At 73.3% G+C, this 16,066-nt stretch carries 15 protein-coding genes and 1 riboswitch; of the genes, 4 read left to right on the top strand and 11 right to left on the bottom strand.

What is annotated here, in order from left to right:
- The first annotated feature begins 31 nt into the window (after positions 1–31).
- Together ACSNOK_RS19670 and ACSNOK_RS19665 are read left to right on the top strand one after the other, a co-directional pair.
- Positions 32–601 (top strand): uridine kinase family protein, encoded by a 570-nt coding sequence (locus ACSNOK_RS19670; RefSeq protein WP_436782026.1) that lies wholly within the window; start codon positions 32–34, stop codon positions 599–601.
- 498 nt (positions 602–1,099) lie between these two features.
- Positions 1,100–2,956 carry an AAA family ATPase gene (locus ACSNOK_RS19665; protein WP_436782024.1) on the top strand — a complete coding sequence of 619 codons (1,857 nt, stop codon included), beginning with the start codon at positions 1,100–1,102 and terminating at the stop codon, positions 2,954–2,956.
- A gap of 120 nt (positions 2,957–3,076) precedes the next feature.
- Here ACSNOK_RS19665 and ACSNOK_RS19660 read toward each other — a convergent pair whose 3' ends face one another.
- From ACSNOK_RS19660 to ribD, 10 genes are all read right to left on the bottom strand, one after another.
- Positions 3,077–4,168: a hemolysin family protein gene (locus ACSNOK_RS19660; protein ID WP_436782023.1), complete on the bottom strand. Its 1,092-nt coding sequence runs from the start codon at positions 4,166–4,168 to the stop codon at positions 3,077–3,079.
- Positions 4,165–5,508 carry a hemolysin family protein gene (locus tag ACSNOK_RS19655; protein WP_436782025.1) on the bottom strand — a complete coding sequence of 448 codons (1,344 nt, stop codon included), beginning with the start codon at positions 5,506–5,508 and terminating at the stop codon, positions 4,165–4,167. Before ACSNOK_RS19655 ends, ACSNOK_RS19660 begins: the two co-directional genes overlap by 4 nt.
- 195 nt (positions 5,509–5,703) lie before the next feature.
- Complete coding sequence (locus ACSNOK_RS19650; protein ID WP_436782022.1) at positions 5,704–6,189, bottom strand: PH domain-containing protein; 486 nt, start codon at positions 6,187–6,189, stop codon at positions 5,704–5,706.
- 43 nt (positions 6,190–6,232) lie between these two features.
- A complete protein-coding gene (gene hisG / locus ACSNOK_RS19645) occupies positions 6,233–7,081 on the bottom strand; it encodes an ATP phosphoribosyltransferase (protein ID WP_223766755.1) in 849 nt (282 codons plus the stop codon).
- Positions 7,082–7,130: 49 nt separating this feature from the next.
- Positions 7,131–7,400, bottom strand: coding sequence for a phosphoribosyl-ATP diphosphatase (locus ACSNOK_RS19640; RefSeq protein WP_004952249.1), 270 nt, complete (start codon positions 7,398–7,400; stop codon positions 7,131–7,133).
- 34 nt (positions 7,401–7,434) lie between these two features.
- Entirely contained in the window at positions 7,435–7,920 is a 486-nt protein-coding gene (gene ribH / locus ACSNOK_RS19635) for a 6,7-dimethyl-8-ribityllumazine synthase (protein WP_223766754.1), read from the bottom strand.
- A gap of 46 nt (positions 7,921–7,966) precedes the next feature.
- Positions 7,967–9,247, bottom strand: coding sequence for a bifunctional 3,4-dihydroxy-2-butanone-4-phosphate synthase/GTP cyclohydrolase II (locus ACSNOK_RS19630; RefSeq protein ID WP_436782021.1), 1,281 nt, complete (start codon positions 9,245–9,247; stop codon positions 7,967–7,969).
- Between the two features lie 48 nt (positions 9,248–9,295).
- Entirely contained in the window at positions 9,296–9,961 is a 666-nt protein-coding gene (locus ACSNOK_RS19625; protein WP_436782020.1) for a nicotinamide mononucleotide transporter family protein, read from the bottom strand.
- On the bottom strand, positions 9,958–10,569 hold the full coding sequence (locus tag ACSNOK_RS19620) for a riboflavin synthase (RefSeq protein WP_436782019.1): 612 nt from the start codon (positions 10,567–10,569) through the stop codon (positions 9,958–9,960). The genes ACSNOK_RS19625 and ACSNOK_RS19620 overlap by 4 nt, the downstream gene beginning before the upstream one ends.
- Before the next feature lie 3 nt (positions 10,570–10,572).
- Positions 10,573–11,685, bottom strand: a complete 1,113-nt coding sequence (ribD, locus tag ACSNOK_RS19615) for a bifunctional diaminohydroxyphosphoribosylaminopyrimidine deaminase/5-amino-6-(5-phosphoribosylamino)uracil reductase RibD (RefSeq protein ID WP_436782018.1) — start codon at positions 11,683–11,685, stop codon at positions 10,573–10,575.
- 156 nt (positions 11,686–11,841) lie between these two features.
- Positions 11,842–11,972: riboswitch (FMN riboswitch) on the bottom strand.
- Positions 11,973–12,166: 194 nt separating this feature from the next.
- Here ribD and ACSNOK_RS19610 point away from each other — a divergent pair.
- Positions 12,167–13,411, top strand: a complete 1,245-nt coding sequence (locus ACSNOK_RS19610; protein WP_436782017.1) for an MFS transporter — start codon at positions 12,167–12,169, stop codon at positions 13,409–13,411.
- A gap of 112 nt (positions 13,412–13,523) precedes the next feature.
- Here ACSNOK_RS19610 and ACSNOK_RS19605 read toward each other — a convergent pair whose 3' ends face one another.
- On the bottom strand, positions 13,524–14,237 hold the full coding sequence (locus ACSNOK_RS19605) for a hypothetical protein (protein WP_436782016.1): 714 nt from the start codon (positions 14,235–14,237) through the stop codon (positions 13,524–13,526).
- Positions 14,238–14,481: 244 nt separating this feature from the next.
- On the opposite strand from ACSNOK_RS19605, the gene ACSNOK_RS19600 reads away from it, so the two are divergent.
- Positions 14,482–15,903, top strand: a complete 1,422-nt coding sequence (locus ACSNOK_RS19600; RefSeq protein ID WP_436782015.1) for a uracil-xanthine permease family protein — start codon at positions 14,482–14,484, stop codon at positions 15,901–15,903.
- Positions 15,904–16,066: the final 163 nt, after the last annotated feature.

Genomic DNA, 16,066 nt, shown 5'->3' with positions numbered 1-16,066 from the left:
CGCCACCTCCCCTCCCGACCCCCTCGCCGCCCTGGCCCGCCGGCTCCGGGCCCTGCCGCCGTCCCTCGGCCCGGTCCGGCTGGTCGCGGTCGACGGCCACGCGGGCTCGGGGAAGAGCACGTTCACGGCACGGCTCGCCGAGGCCCTGGGCGGCGGGACGCCCGTCCTGCATCTGGACGACCTCGCGACCCACGACGAACTGTTCGAGTGGACGGACCGGCTCAGGACCGGGATTCTGACCCCGCTCGCCCACGGCGAGACCGCCCGCTACCGCGCCTACGACTGGACGGCGCGCCGCTTCGCCGGCCCCGAACTCGTCCTGCCCGCCGCGCCGGTGGTCCTGCTGGAAGGGGTGGGCGCGGGCCGCCGCGCCCTGCGCCCCCATCTCGCGTGCCTGCTGTGGATGGACCTGGGCCGCAGTGACTCCTGGGGCAGGGGTCAACTCCGCGACGGGGAGGAGCAGGCGGAATTCTGGGCCGGATGGATGCGGGCGGAGCGCGCGCATTTCGCGACGGACCCCACGCGCCCCTATGCCGAACTCCTGGTGCGGCAGAGCCCCCTGGGGTACGAGGTGCTGCCGGGACCTCACGGGACCGACTGAACCCCGTCCACCCCTACGCTGCGTAGCCGACCCGTCCGAGGACCCGGCGCCTCCGCGCGACAGCCACCCACAGAGCGCCCCAACTCGGCTTGACCCCGGGCCCTTACAGGACTTACGTTCTGAAGAGGCGACCCGAAAAGGCTCGCCGACGGACGCGAAGCCCCCGGTTGTTCCCCCGTGACCGGGGGCTTCGTACTCCCCGCGAGACACCCTTACGCCCCTTTTGTCCCACCGCCCGGGTGAGAGAAAACTACCCACGGTGACGAGCCGGCAGGGCGCCCCGCGGACGCCCCGGAAACCACCCCCGGCGACCGCGAAGGAAGCCCCCGCACCCTACGGACGACGCCGATCGCGCAGGTACGATGCCAAACGGCGCACCCGTCGTCGGCGGGCGCCGGCAACACTGGTCAACTCCCGCCCACAGAACAATGGTTCGAACGACGCGGCCGGGCACCCGCCCGGCGGCGCGGCACGGGGGCAGGGTTTGTGGGGGATGCGATGGACTTCGGCACACAGGGCCCGCCCGCCCCGGCAGATCTCGCCTGGCTGCGCGGTGTCGACGCCTGCACGATGGGCGCCTACCCCCAGGCGGAGGAGGAGTTCCGGACGGCGGTGCGCATCGACCCCGGGATGGCGGACGCCTGGCTGGGCCTGCACGCCCTGCGGGCCGAGACCTCCACCGCGCTGCTGCGCATGTACCGCCACCGCGACCGGTTCGGCCAGCAGCGCGCCCGCCACCGCCGCCCGCTGAACTCCTGGTACTGGCTGGGCTGGTGGGTCCAGCCGGTCCTGGAGACCGGCCGCGACCTGCTGCTCGCCCACGCCTCCCACTGGCTGGACGGCCGGCACGTCCCCGAGCTGGACCGGGCGCTCGCCGAGTGCCCGCCGATCGACACCGACCCGCAGGTCCGCTTCCTGCACGCCTGCCGCGCCTACCTCGTCAAGGACTGGGAACAGCTCGTCCGCCACACCGAACCCTTACTCGACGACCCGCTGCTCGGCATCGAGGCCGGTCTGTTCGGCGGCATGGCCCGGGTGCGCCTGGAGATGTACGGCCAGGCGGAACCCCTGCTCTCCACCGCCCTGATGCGCTGCCGCAGCGAACAGCCGCAGCGCAAGGAGCTCCGCTACTGGCTGGCCCGCGCCCACGAGGGCACCGGGCGCAGCGCGGCGGCGCTCCCCCTGTACCGCGCCGTGCACCGGGTGGACCCGACGTTCATGGACACCTCGGCCCGCCTGACCGCCATCTCGGCCGGCGACGGCCTCGACGAACACACGGACCTCTCGCCGCCGCTCCCCTTCGGCGGCCCGGGACAGGACCCGCCGGAGGCCACGGACACCGCAGGGGACCCGGAGGCGCGGGCCGGCGACGTCCTCACCGGTACGGTCCCGGCGCCCGGAAGCCCGGCGCCCGCCCCCACCGGCGGCGTACGGGAGAAGGCCCGCGTCCCCGCACAGCCCTCCGCCCCGCCCGTACCCGGCCCCTCCGACCCCGTCCTGCTCGCCAAGGCGCTCGCCGAACTGGAGCGCATGGTGGGCCTGGAGCCGGTCAAGCGGCAGGTCAGAGCGTTGTCGGCACAGCTGCACATGGCCCGCCTCCGGGCCGGCCAGGGCCTGCCCGTACAGCCCCCCAAACGCCACTTCGTCTTCTCCGGCCCCTCCGGCACCGGCAAGACCACGGTGGCCCGGATCCTCGGCCGGGTCTTCTACGCCCTCGGGCTGCTCGGCGGCGACCATCTGGTGGAAGCCCAGCGGGCCGACCTGGTCGGCGAGTTCCTCGGCCAGACGGCGGTCAAGGCCAACGAGCTGATCGACTCCGCGCTCGGCGGCGTCCTCTTCGTCGACGAGGCCTACAGCCTCTCCAACTCCGGCTACAGCAAGGGCGACGCCTACGGGGACGAGGCCCTCCAGGTCCTCCTCAAACGCGCCGAGGACAACCGCGACCGCCTCGTCGTCATCCTGGCCGGCTACCCCGAGGGCATGGACCGCCTCCTCGCCGCCAACCCCGGCCTGAGCTCCCGCTTCACCACCCGCGTCGACTTTCCGAGCTACCGCCCGGCCGAACTCACCGCCATCGGCGAGGTCCTCGCCGGCGAGAACGGCGACGCCTGGGACGAGGAGGCCCTGGAGGAACTGCGCTCCATCAGCGCCCACGTCGTCTCCCAGGGCTGGATCGACGAACTGGGCAACGGCCGCTTCCTCCGCACCCTGTACGAGAAGAGCTGCGCGTACCGCGACCTACGACTCTCCGGCTACGCGGCGCCGCTCACGCGGGACGATCTGGCGACCTTGCGCCTGCCCGACCTGATGCAGGCATACGGCGAAGTCCTCTCAGGCCGGGGCCCGGAGAGGTAAACGCCGGACGGGCTGACCATCCAGCCCGTCCGGCGTTTGAGGACAACCGCGCGGAGCGCGGTTTCGGGGGTCTGGGGGCTCGCCCCCAGGAATCGGCGAAGGGGCGGGACCGGGGCACCCCTACCCCGTCACAACCTCCCGCTCCAAAGGCACCCGCGCCGCGGCCAGAGTCACCGGCCCCCGCACCCGATGCGCAGGATCCCGCACCTCCCCCACCAACATCTCCAACACATCCTCCAACGCCACCAACCCCAGCACCTTCCCCGAAGCATCCGCCACAGCCGCCAAATGAGCAGCAGCCCGCCGCATCACCGTCAAAGCGTCGTCGAGCGGCAGCTCGGCCCGCAGCGTCTCGACCCGCCGCCACACGTGCTGCGGCACGGGACGGTCCCGCTCCTCCAGGTCCAGGACGTCCTTCACATGGATGTACCCCATGAAGGCGCCACCGGGCGCCCGCACCGGGAAACGGGAGTACCCGGTGCGCACGGTCAGCCCCTCGATCTCCCGCGGGGTGGCCGAAGGGGCGACGGTCACCAGCCCGGCCGGATCGAGCAACACATCGGTCACCGGCCGGCTGCCCAGCTCCAGGGCGTCCTCCAGCCGCTCCTGCTCGACGGAATCCAGCAGTCCGGCCTGCCGCGAGTCCTCCACCAGATGAGTCAGCTGCTCACTGGTGAAGACCGCCTCGACCTCGTCCTTCGGCTCGACGCGGAACAGCCGCAGCACCCCGTGCGCGCAAGCGCCGAGCAGCCGCGTCACCGGCCGGCAGAGCCGGGCGAAGGCGACGAGGCCGGGGCCCAGCCAGAGGGCCGCCCGGTCGGGGGCGGACATGGCGAGGTTCTTCGGCACCATCTCGCCGATGACGAGATGCAGGAAGACGACCAGAGCCAGCGCGATGACGTATCCCAGCGGATGGATCAGCCCACCGGGCAGGCCCACCGCGTGAAAGACCGGCTCCAGCAGCCGCGCCACCGTCGGCTCGGCGACCGCGCCGAGGGTCAGCGAGCAGACGGTGATGCCGAACTGGGCCGCCGCCATCATCTGCGGCAGATTCTCCAGCCCGGTCAGGACCGTCCTGGCCTGCTTGGACCCTTCCGCCGCCCGCGGTTCGATCTGGCTGCGGCGCACCGAGACGAGGGCGAACTCGGCCCCCACGAAGAACCCGTTGGCGAGCACCAGCACCAGGGCGAAGAGAAGTTGCAGCACGCTCATCGGGGGTCCCCCACACTCGTCTTCACCATCGCGGCCCGGACGAACCGCACCCGCTCCGCCCGGTGGTGGCCCACCCGCCGCACCGAAAGCCGCCAGCCGTCGGGCAGTTCCGCCGTGTCCCCGGGAACGGGGATGCGGCCGAGCAGGTCGGCGACGAATCCGGCGACGGTCTCGTACGGACCTTCGGGCACGTCGAGGCCGATGCGGAGCAGGGCGTCGACGCGGCAGCTGCCCTCCGCGTCCCACACCGGGCGCCCGTCCTCGCAGGGGACGGGGGCCAGGTCGGGCCGGGCGGCGTCGGCGTGGTCGTGCTCGTCGCGGACCTCGCCGACGAGCTCCTCGACGATGTCCTCCAGGGTGACCACACCGGCCGTGCCGCCGTACTCGTCGACGACGACGGCCATCGGCTGCTCGCTGCGCAGCCGTTCCAGCAGCGGCTGCACCGGCAGGCTCTGCGGGACGAGCAGCGGCGCGACGGCGATCCGGGTGACCGGGGTGCGCAGCCGCTCCTCGGCGGGAACGGCGAGCGCGTCCTTGAGGTGGACGACGCCGACGACCTCGTCCATCCGCTCCCGGTAGACGGGGAAGCGGGACAGCCCGGTGGCCCGGGTGAGGTTGAGGACGTCCTCGGCGGTGGCGCCCGCCTGGAGGGCGCTGACCTTCACGCGCGGCGTCATCACGTGCTGGGCCGTGAGCTCGCCCAGGGAGAGGGTCCGCACGAAGAGGTCGGCGGTGTCCTGCTCCAGGGCGCCGGCCCGGGCCGAGTGCCGGGCGAGCGAGACGAGCTCGCCGGGCGTACGGGCGGAGGCCAGCTCCTCGGCCGGCTCCACGCCCAGCGCCCGCACCATCCGGTTGGCGACCGTGTTCAGCAGCGTGATCACGGGCCGGAAGAAGTGGGAGAAGGCGCTCTGCGGGCGGGCCACGAAGCGGGCGACCTGGAGCGGCCGGGAGACCGCCCAGTTCTTGGGCACCAGCTCGCCGAGGACCATCTGCACGGCGGCGGCCACCAGCATGCCGGTCACCACCGCCGCGCCGGGCGCGACGCCGGCGGGCAGCCCGGCCGCCTGGAAGACGCCGGTGAGCAGCCGCCCGAGGGCGGGCTCGGCGAGCATGCCGACCACCAAGGAGGTGATGGTGATGCCCAGTTGGGTGCCGGAGAGCTGGAAGGAGAGTTCGCGCAGGGCCTCGACGACGGTGCGGGCCCGGTGGTCGCCGCCCGCCGCGGCCCGCTCGGCCTCCGGCTTCTCGACGGTCACGAGGCCGAACTCGGCGGCGACGAAGAAGCCGTTCGCGAGGATCAGGAGCAGGGCCGCCGCCAGGAGCAGCAGCGAGACGGTGATACTCATGGCGCCGCCTCACCATGGAGGGCGGCGCGGGTACTACAGGACGGTCCGTCCATCCCGGAGGGGATCACTCCTCGGTTCGCAGGTGTCCCGCGGGCCGCTCGGGAGCGGCCGGCTGTGCGGGACGGGGCAGGTGGGTGCCCGTGACACCAGAGTAATCAAGGAACCGGGGACGGGGGTGTCCGACCGGTCTCAGGTCGTGGAGCGGCCGGTGCCGTGCTCGGCGACGAGCGCGTTCAGGGCGCGCGCCTGGGCGATGGCCCGCTCCCTGGCCATACCGGGCTGAATGCCCATGGCGGGCAGCGCCGTTCCGTCGGCGAGGTCGAGGTGGACCCAGGAGTCGCCGGGCCGGAGGTTGACCCGGACGATCTCGGCCCAGGCCAGCCGCCGGACGGTGGTGAGGTTCACCACGGTGACGCCCTCGGGCGTGGCGACCACCTTGGGACGGGCGAGCAGGGCGAGGACGCCCAGGCCCAGCAGCCCGGTGCCGATGAAGGTGGCCCGGTCCCCCGCGGTGAACGACTCCAGCAGGAACGACATCACCGTCATGACGACGACGAGCGCGCCGCCGACGCCCAGCAGCACCACCCGGGTGAGGGTCGGGCGGAAGACGGCCGGGAGAACGGTTCCGGAGTTCCCGGAGGTCCCGGGGGTTCCGGGCACTGCTGAGCTGGTCACGTGCGTTCCTTCGGAGGGCGGCGGTGCGCGGGGGCCGCCGGGGTCAGAGGCGGCAGGCGTGGATGCCGGTGGTGAGGATGGCGCGCGCGCCGAGGTCGTACAGCTCGTCCATGACGCGCTGCGCGTCCTTGGCCGGGACCATCGAGCGGACGGCGACCCAGCCCTCGTGGTGCAGCGGCGAGACGGTGGGCGACTCCAGGCCGGGGGTGAGCGCGACGGCGCGCTCGACGTGCTCGACGCGGATGTCGTAGTCCATCATCACGTAGCGCCGGGCGACGAGGACGCCCTGCATCCGGCGGAGGAACTGCTGCACCTTGGGGTCGTCGGCGGGGGCGCCCGCGCGGCGGATGACGACGGCCTCGGACTCCAGGATCGGCTCGCCGATGATCTCCAGCCCGGCGTTGCGCAGGGTGGTGCCGGTCTCGACGACGTCGGCGATGACCTGGGCGACGCCCAGCTGGATGGCGGTCTCGACGGCGCCGTCCAGGTGGACGACGTCGGCGTCGACGCCGTGGTCGGCGAGGTGCTTGGTGACCAGGCCGGCGAAGGAGGTGGCGATGGTCATGCCGCCGAACTCGGAGACGTCCTTGGCCGTGCCCGGGCGGGTGGCGTAGCGGAACGTCGAGCCGGCGAAGCCGAGCTGCATGATCTCCTCGGCCCGGGAGCCGGAGTCCAGCAGCAGGTCGCGGCCGGTGATGCCGATGTCGAGCTTGCCGGAGCCGACGTAGACGGCGATGTCGCGGGGGCGGAGGAAGAAGAACTCGACCTCGTTGGCGGCGTCGACGAGGACGAGTTCCCTGCGGTCCTTGCGCTGCCGGTAACCGGCCTCATGGAGCATCTCCGACGCAGGCTCGGAGAGAGAACCCTTGTTGGGGACGGCGATGCGCAGCATGAGGGCGGTTCCTTAGTGCAGGGGGATGGGAGGGAAAGCGGAGTACGGATCAGAGGTGGGCGTACACGTCGTCGAGCGAGATGCCGCGGGCGACCATCATCACCTGGAGGTGGTAGAGGAGCTGGGAGATCTCCTCGGCGGTCGCCTCGGCGCCCTCGTACTCGGCGGCCATCCACACCTCGGCCGCCTCTTCGACGACCTTCTTGCCGATGGCATGGACGCCCTTGCCCACCAGTTCCGCGGTGCGGGAGGTGGCGGGGTCGCCGGCGGCCTTCTGCTGGAGCTCGGCGAAGAGCTCCTCGAACGTCTTCCTGTCCATGGTGGTCCCTACCCTACGGGGTCCGCCCCGGGTGTCAGTGCCAGGGCTCGGACACCGAGCGGAGGGTGACGGCCGTGGCGACGGCCGCGGTGACCGCCTCGTGGCCCTTGTCCTCGGTCGAGCCCTCCAGCCCGGCGCGGTCCAGGGCCTGTTCGTCGGTGTCACAGGTGAGGACGCCGAAGCCGACGGGGACGCCGGTGTCGGTGGAGACCTGGGTGAGGCCCTGGGTGACGCCCTGGCACACGTAGTCGAAGTGGGGCGTGCCGCCCCGGATGACGACGCCGAGGGCGACGATCGCGTCGTAGCCGCGGCCGGCGAGCACCTTGGCGGCGACGGGCAGCTCCCAGCTCCCGGGGACGCGGAGCAGCGTCGGCTCGTCGATGCCGAGGTCGTGCAGGGCGCGCAGGGCGCCGTCGACCAGGCCGTCCATGACCTTCTCGTGCCACTGGGCGGCGATCACGGCCACCCGCAGGTCTCGGCAGTTCTTCACACTCAGCTGGGGGGCACCCTTGCCGCTCACGTCGCTCCTCGATGGGTCGCTGTTCCGATGGGGGTTCATTCCGTGACTACTGGTTGTCGCAGGGGGAGACCTGGTGCTCGTCCAGCCAGGGCAGGTCGTGTCCCATGCGGTCCCGCTTGGTGCGCAGGTACCGGAGATTGTGCTCGCCCGCCGCCACCGGCATCGGCTCCCGGCCGGAGATCTTGATGCCGTGTTGTTCGAGGGCGATGGTCTTGTCGGGGTTGTTGGTCATCAGCCGGACCGACCGCACCCCGAGGTCGGTGAGCATCCGGGCGCCGGCCGCGTAGTCGCGGGCGTCGGCGGGGAGGCCGAGTTCCAGGTTGGCGTCCAGCGTGTCGTGGCCGGCCTCCTGGAGCTCGTAGGCCCGCAGCTTGGACAGCAGGCCGATGCCGCGGCCCTCGTGGCCGCGCAGGTAGACGACGACGCCGCGGCCCTCGGTGGCGATCCGCTCCAGCGAGGCTTCCAGCTGGGGGCCGCAGTCGCAGCGCAGGGAGCCGAAGACGTCGCCGGTGAGGCACTCGGAGTGGACCCGGACGAGGACGTCCTCGCCGTCGCCGAGGTCACCGGAGACGAGGGCGATGTGCTCGACGCCGTCGCGGACGGAGCGGTAGCCGTACGCCCGGAACTCGCCGAAGGCGGTGGGCAGCCGGGTGGCGGCCTCCCGCTTGACGGTGGGTTCGGCGGACTTCAGGTAGGCGATCAGGTCCTCGATGGAGATGATCGACAGGCCGTGCTTGCGGGCGAACGGGATCAGTTCGGGCAGCCGCAGCATCCGGCCGTCCTCGCCGGCGATCTCCACGATGGCGGCGGCGGGCCGCAGTCCGGCCAGCCGGGCCAGGTCGCAGCCGGCCTCGGTGTGGCCGGGGCGGACCAGGACGCCGCCGGGCCGGGCGCGCAGCGGGAAGACGTGGCCGGGGCGGACGAAGTCGTCGGGGCGGCTGTCGGGGGAGGCCAGCAGGCGGATGGTGGTGGCCCGGTCGGCGGCCGAGATGCCGGTGCCGACGCCGTGCGCGGCGCTCGCGTCGACGCTGACGGTGAAGGCGGTGCGCATGGTCTCGGTGTTCTTCTCGACCATCTGCGGGAGGTCGAGCCGGTCGACGTCCTCGGCCTCCATCGGCACGCAGATCAGGCCGCGGCACTCGGCCATCATGAAGGCGACGGACTCGGCGGTGGCGAGTTCGGCGGCGACGACGAGGTCGCCCTCGTTCTCCCGGCTCTCGTCGTCCACCACCACGACGGGCCGGCCGGCCGCGATGTCGGCGATGGCGCGCTCGACCGGGTCGAGGCCGGCCGGCTCGTGGGCGGACCGGCTGTGCGGGGCGGTCATGGGTCACTCCGTGGGGGTCGTGGGCGGGCTGTGGGGGGCTTCGGCCGGTCAGGCGGCCCGGGTGAGGGCCGGCTCGGCGGCCGGGGCGCGGCGGGCGGCGGCGCGGGACCGCTGCCACCAGTCGCGCAGGCCCCACAGGACGAGGCCGAGGTAGACGACGTAGACGACGCCGGCGAAGGCCAGTCCGCTGGAGAACGCGAGGGGCACGCCGACGAAGTCCACCAGCAGCCAGGCGAACCAGAATTCGACGAGCCCGCGGGCCTGGGCGACCATCGCGGCGAGCGTGCCGACGAAGATGTACGCGTCCGGCCAGGGGTTCCAGGACAGCTCGGGTACGGCGGTGAACAGGCCGCCGACGGCGAGCGTGCCCAGGGCCGTCCCGCCGAGCAGCACGGCCCGCTCGCGCCAGGTCGCGAAGCGCACGGCGAGGCCGTCCTGGGTCTCGCGCCGTCCGAGGTGCCACTGCCGCCAGCCCCACACCGAGACGCCGATGACGAGGAGCTGCTTGCCGACGCCGCCGCCGAGGTGGGCGGTGGCGTAGGCGGTGACGAGGATCAGCCCGGCGAGGAACTGGACGGGCCAGGTCCATATGGACCGCTTCCAGCCGAGGGCCAGGGCGATCAGCCCGGCCGTGTTGCCGATCAGGTCGGACCAGATGACGTGCTGGCCGAAGGCGGCGAACGCCTCGTCGCCGAGCCAGGAGACCGCGCTCATGCCCGTCCCCCCGCGTTGATCCGGTCACCGAGCAACCGCTCGGTGTACTTGGCGAGCACGTCGACCTCCAGGTTGACCGGGTCGCCGGTCTTCTTGATGCCGAGGGTGGTCATCTCCAGCGTGGTGGGGATGAGGCTGACGGTGAACCAGTCGTCACCGGCCTCGACCACGGTCAGGCTGACGCCGTCCACGGTGATCGATCCCTTGTCGACGACGTACCGGGCGAGGTGGGCGGGGAGCGAGATCCGTACGGTCTCCCAGTGCTCGCCGGGCGTCCGCTCGGTGATCGTCCCGGTGCCGTCCACGTGCCCCTGGACCAGGTGGCCGCCGAGCCGTCCGCCGAGCTTCATCGGGCGTTCGAGGTTGACGCGCGCGCCGGCGTCGAGGGCGCCCAGGCTGGAGCGGTCGAGGGTCTCGGCCATGACGTCGGCGGTGAACTCGCCGTCCGCGGTGGTGACGACGGTCAGGCAGACGCCGTTGACCGCGATCGAGTCGCCGTGCCCGGCGTCCTCGGTGACGAGCGGGCCGCGCAGCCGGAACCGGGCCGAGTCGCCCTGGCGTTCCACGGCGACGACCTCGCCCAGTTCTTCGACGATTCCGGTGAACACTGGTCAGTTCTCCTCTGGGGCGGTGGCGAGGGGGGCGGCGGTGATCCGAAGGTCGGGGCCGATGCGGACGACGTCGGTCACGTCCAGGCGCAGGGCCCGGTCGATGGTGCCGATGCCGGCGTCCCCGAGGGCGGCGGGTCCGGCGCCGAGGAGGGCCGGGGCGAGGTAGGCGACGACGCGGTCCACGGCGCCGGCGGCCAGGAAGGCGCCGGCGAGCCGGGGCCCGCCCTCCAGCAGGACGGAGCGCACGCCGCGGCCGTAGAGCTCGGCGAGCAGGGCGGGGATGTCGACGCCGGTGCCGTCGGCGGGCAGCCGGGCGACGTCCACTCCGGGCAGGTGCCCGGTGTCGGCGTCCTTGCCGACGGCGATCAGGGTGGGCGCGGCGTCGTCCAGGACGCGGGCGCCGGGGCGGATGGTGGCGTGGGTGTCGACGACGACGCGCAGCGGCTGGGTGACGGCGCGGTCGTCCGGGAGGCCGCGGACGGCGAGGTGCGGGTCGTCGGCGCGCAGGGTGCCGGAGCCGACGACGACGGCGTCGGCCTCGGCGCGCAGCCGGTGGACGTCGGCGCGGGAGCCGGCCGAGGTGATCCAGCGGCTGGTGCCGTCGGCGGCGGCGCTGCGGCCGTCCAGGGTGGCGGCGTACTTCCAGAGCACGAAGGGGCGGCCGCGCAGGACGGCGGTGAGCCAGGCGGTGTTGCCGGCCGCGGCCTCGTCGGCGAGCAGGCCGCCCTCGGTGTCGACGCCGGCCGCCGCGAGGGTGGCCGCGCCGCCGGTGGCCGCCGGGGTGGGGTCGGCGACGGCGTAGACGACGCGGGCGATACCGGCGGCGATCAGCGCCTGGGCGCAGGGGCCGGTGCGTCCCGTGTGGTTGCAGGGTTCGAGGGTGACGACGGCGGTGCCGCCCCGGACGTCGCGGCCGGCCGCGGCGGCGGCGCGCAGCGCCTCCACCTCGGCGTGCGCGGCCCCGGCGCGGCGGTGCCAGCCCTCGCCGGCGACCCGTCCGGCGGCGTCGAGCAGGACGCAGCCGACGACGGGGTTGGGGCTCGTGGAACCGAGGGCGCGCGCGGCGAGCGCGATGGCGCGTCGCATCGCGTCTGCTTCGGTCGCGGTGGCCACCGGGGTCCTCCTGCCTCTTCGGGCACGGACTCCGGGGCTGTCGTGAGAACGACGGAAAGCGGGGACGACGGCGCCGGGAACGCCGCGTGCCCCGTGCGGGACGCTCGCTGGAAGCGACGGCCGCACGGCCACGGCTCTGCTGCCGGTGCCTGCCCGCCGCGCACTGCCTCCCATCCGGACTTTAACCGTCGGTCCAGGAATTTCACCTGGTCAACCGGCCGCTGGCTGCGGCCGGGTCGCGGACTGTAACCGCCGGTTCGGAATTTCACCGACCCCGGAGTGCGCTGCGTAATGATCTTTTACTGGTACGGGTGTCCGAGCGGTGGTCCGAAGAGACCTCCGGCTCCGACGCTCCGAGCGTACGCCGAGCCGCCGCGCGGTGTCCACGGGACTTGACAGAGCGTGTGGCAGGTCACGCGCGGGCCCGCGTACCGTGCCGGAGGGGGCCGGTGAACAGCGACGGGACTTGGGGGTCCGCTCCATGGAGGTCCACGATGGCGACCGTACGGAAGGCACCGGGGACCGGAAGGCGGATCTCCGGGGCGGGGCGGCGGATCCGCGGATCCCCCGGGCCCGGCTGGCCGTCGCGGCCGCGTTCGCCGTGCACGGCGCGGTCACCGGCAACTTCGCCACCCGCGTCCCCTGGATCAGGGACCACCTCCGGCTGGACGCGGGAGAGTTGGGCCTGGCGCTGGCCTTCCCGGCGATCGGGGCGGCGCTGGCGATGCCCCTCGCGGGCCGGGTCGCCCACCGCTACGGGACCCGGGCCGCGCTGCGCGGACTGCTGGCCTTGTGGTGCGCCTCCCTCGCCCTGCCCGCCCTCTCCCCCGGTCTGCCGGCGCTCTGCGCGGCGCTCGCGGTGTACGGCGCGGCCTCCGGGACGGCGGACGTCGCCATGAACGCGCTGGGGGTGGAGACGGAGGAGCGGCTGGGCCGCCCGATCATGTCCGGGCTGCACGGGATGTGGAGCGCGGGGGCGCTCGCCGGCTCCGCGGCCGGCACGGTGGCGGCGCACACGGGCACGGACGCGCGGTGGCACCTCGGCGCGGCCGCCGGCGTACTGACGCTGCTGGGCGCCGTGGTGTGCGGCCAAGTGCTGGACGTACGCCCCCGGGCGGAGGAGCACGCGCCGCCCAGGTTCGCGCTGCCGCCGCGGTCGGCCCTGGTGATCGGGGCCGTCGGGTTCTGCGCGGTGTTCGCCGAGGGGGCGAGCCTGGAGTGGTCGGCGGTCTACCTGCGGGACGTCGTCGGTTCGGGTGCGGGTCTCGCGGCGGCCTGCACCACGGCCTTCTCGTGCGCCATGGCGGCGGCCCGGTTCGCCGGGGACGCGGCGGTGCGCCGGTTCGGGCCGGTACGCACGGTACGGGCCGGCGGGGTGCTCGCGGGCTGCGGCGGGGCGCTGGTGGTCGGCGCGCCGGCGGCGGCACCGGCGATCGCCGGCTTCGCGCTGGTGGGGCTGGGCATCGCGGTGGTCGTGCCGCTGGCCTTCGCGGCGGCGGCGCGCAGCGGGCCGCATCCGAGCCAGGCCATCGCGGGGGTCGCGACGATCACCTACACGTCCAGTCTGGTCGCCCCGTCGGCCATCGGGCAGCTCGCCGACGCCACCTCGCTGACGGTCTCGTTCGGACTGGTGACGGTGCTGGCGGCGCTGCTGGCGGTGACGGCGGGGGCGCTGCGGCCGGGGGCCGGCGGCGCGGCCCGGACCGCCGCGACGGAGAGCGGCTGACCGGCCGTCCGCCGAGGGGCGGAACGCCTCTGCGGGCCGCACGACCGGGGTTACCGGTCGCACGGCCCGCGGTGGAAGGGGACCTCAGAGGGTGAACCTGGGCTCAGAGGCCTCAGAGGCTGATGCCGAGGATGTTGACGGTGTTGCGGACGTACTTGCCGCCGTGACCGCCCTTGTGGCCCCAGCCGTCGTTGTCGCAGTCACGGTCGTGACGGCGGTGCTTCCAGCCGTTGTCGCAGTCGTCACCGTGGCGCCAGCCCCAGCCGCCGTGGCCCCAGCCGCTGTGGTGGCCCCAGCCACCGCCGTGACCCCAGCCGCCGTGGCCCCAGCCACCCCGGTCGCAGTCACGGTCCCAGCCGCCCTTGTGGCCCCAGCCACCGTCGTGACCCCAGCCGCCGCCGTGGCCCCAACCGCCGTTGTGGCCCCAGCCACCCCGGTCGCAGTCACGGTCCCAGCCGCCCTTGTGGTGGCTGCCCCAGTTGTTCCAGCCGGAGATGTAGATGTTGCCCCAGCTGTTGTGGTGGTCGTAACCGCCGTGGTGGCGGCCGCGGTCGCAGTCCCGGTCACGGTCGCGGTGGTGACGACCCCGGTCGCAGTCGCGGTCACGGTCCCGGTCGCGGTCGCGGCGGTCGCGGTCGCGGTGCTTGTCGCGGCCCTTGTCGCGGTCGCGGTCCCGGCCGTGGTCCCGGCCGTGGTCGTCGTCCCAGCTCGCCACCTTCGGCGTGGACGAGGACTGCGGCGCGGCGACGGCCACCCCGGCGGCCGGAACGATGACGCCCGCGGCGAGGACCGCGGCGGCCGCTGAGCGGCCGACGAGCTTACGCATGTATGTCTCCTGGTTTGGCAGGAAATCGGACAACCCACGCATACCTCGCGCCGACCGGGGAGCTGCGGCGCGTCCCGGGCATACAGCCTTACGAGGTGTTAATTGCGCCGATCGCAGCAGCCCCCGGCAGCCCGCCCGCCGACGCCGGCACCCGCCCGGCCGCTCCATGTTCTCCGGGCGGACCACTCCTGACCCGCGCTTAACATGGTGCGGATCACCTCGAACAACCACAGTGGGAGCATTCATGGGCCTCGGCGTGCGCTGGACCCTGCACGGTGACGGGCGCACCCCCGCCCCGGGGGCCGTGGTCGCGCCGGACGAACGGCTCTCCTGGCCGCGGACCGCGGGCCTCGGCGCCCAGCACGTGGTGGCGATGTTCGGGGCGTCATTCGTCAGTCCGGTATTGATGGGCCTGGACCCCAACCTGGCGATCATGATGTCGGGCGTCGCCACGATCATCTTCCTGCTCGCCACACGCGGCCGGATCCCCAGCTATCTGGGGTGCAGCCTCTCGTTCGTGGGAGTGGCGGCCGTCATCCGCGCCCAGGGCGGCGACAGCGCGGCCGTCACCGGCGCGATCTTCGTGGTCGGCGCGGCGCTGTTCCTGAGCGGCCTGGCGGTACGCCGGTTCGGCGCCCGGATCATCCACGCGGCGATGCCGCCCGTGGTGACCGGCGCGGTGGTGATGCTGATCGGCTTCAACTTGGCCCCGGTGACGGCAAGCACTTACTGGCCGCAGGACCAGTGGACGGCCCTGCTCACCATGCTCTTCACCGGGCTGGCCGTGGTCTGCCTGCGCGGCTTCTGGTCGCGCGTGGCGATCTTCCTGGGGCTGCTCTTCGGCTACGTCCTCTCCTGGGCCCTCGACCGGATCTTCGGAAAGATCCACTCCGTCAACGGCGGCCCCGAGGCCGTCGACCACTGGCGGCTCGACCTGTCGGGCGTCGGCAAGGCGGACTGGATCGGGCTGCCCACCCTGCACGGCCCGTCGTTCGGCTGGTCGGCGGCGCTGGTGGCGCTGCCGGTGGTCATCGCCCTGATCGCGGAGAACGCCGGGCACGTCAAGGCCGTGGGCGAGATGACCGGCGACCCGGTGGACGACCAGCTGGGCACCGCGATCTCGGCCGACGGCGCGGCGACGATGCTGTCCACGGCGGTCGGCGGACCGGCCAACACCACCTACTCCGAGAACATCGGCGTCATGGCGGCGACCCGGGTCTACTCGACCGCCGCGTACTGGGCGGCGGCCTGCTTCGCGCTCCTCTTCGGCATCTGTCCGAAGTTCGGCGCGGTCGTCGCGGCCGTCCCCGGAGGCGTGCTGGGCGGCATCACCGTCATCCTCTACGGCATGATCGGCCTGCTCGGCGCGCAGATCTGGGTGCACAACAAGGTGGACCTGCGCAATCCCCTGAATCTGGTGCCGATCGCGGCCGGCGTGATCATCGGTGTCGGCGGCGTCAGCCTCAAGATCAGCGAGAACTTCGAGCTGAACGGCATCGCGCTGGGCACGATCGTGGTCCTCACCGGCTACCACGCCCTGCGCTTCCTCGCCCCGGCCCACCTCAAGGTTCAGGAGCCGCTGCTGGACGAGGGGACCAGCGGGTACGACGGCCTGGCGGCCGAGGGCGAGCGGGACGACGAGCGGGACGACCGGTCCGGAGCCTGACGGGCCGTCGGGCTCAACCTGCGACGCCGTCACACACCGTCACCCGTTCCGGTTAACTTAGGACTCGAAATCCCTACTCTCCGTATTCGCATGTAACTCTGTGTGCATGAAGACGACGCGGGTACGGCCCGACACCCCCACGCCCCCCATGACCCCCACGATC

This window comes from Streptomyces sp. URMC 126, from assembly GCF_051386555.1.
Classification (GTDB): domain Bacteria; phylum Actinomycetota; class Actinomycetes; order Streptomycetales; family Streptomycetaceae; genus Streptomyces.
Note: the sequence above shows the minus strand (reverse complement) of the source record. Positions and strands in the feature narration are given on the sequence as shown.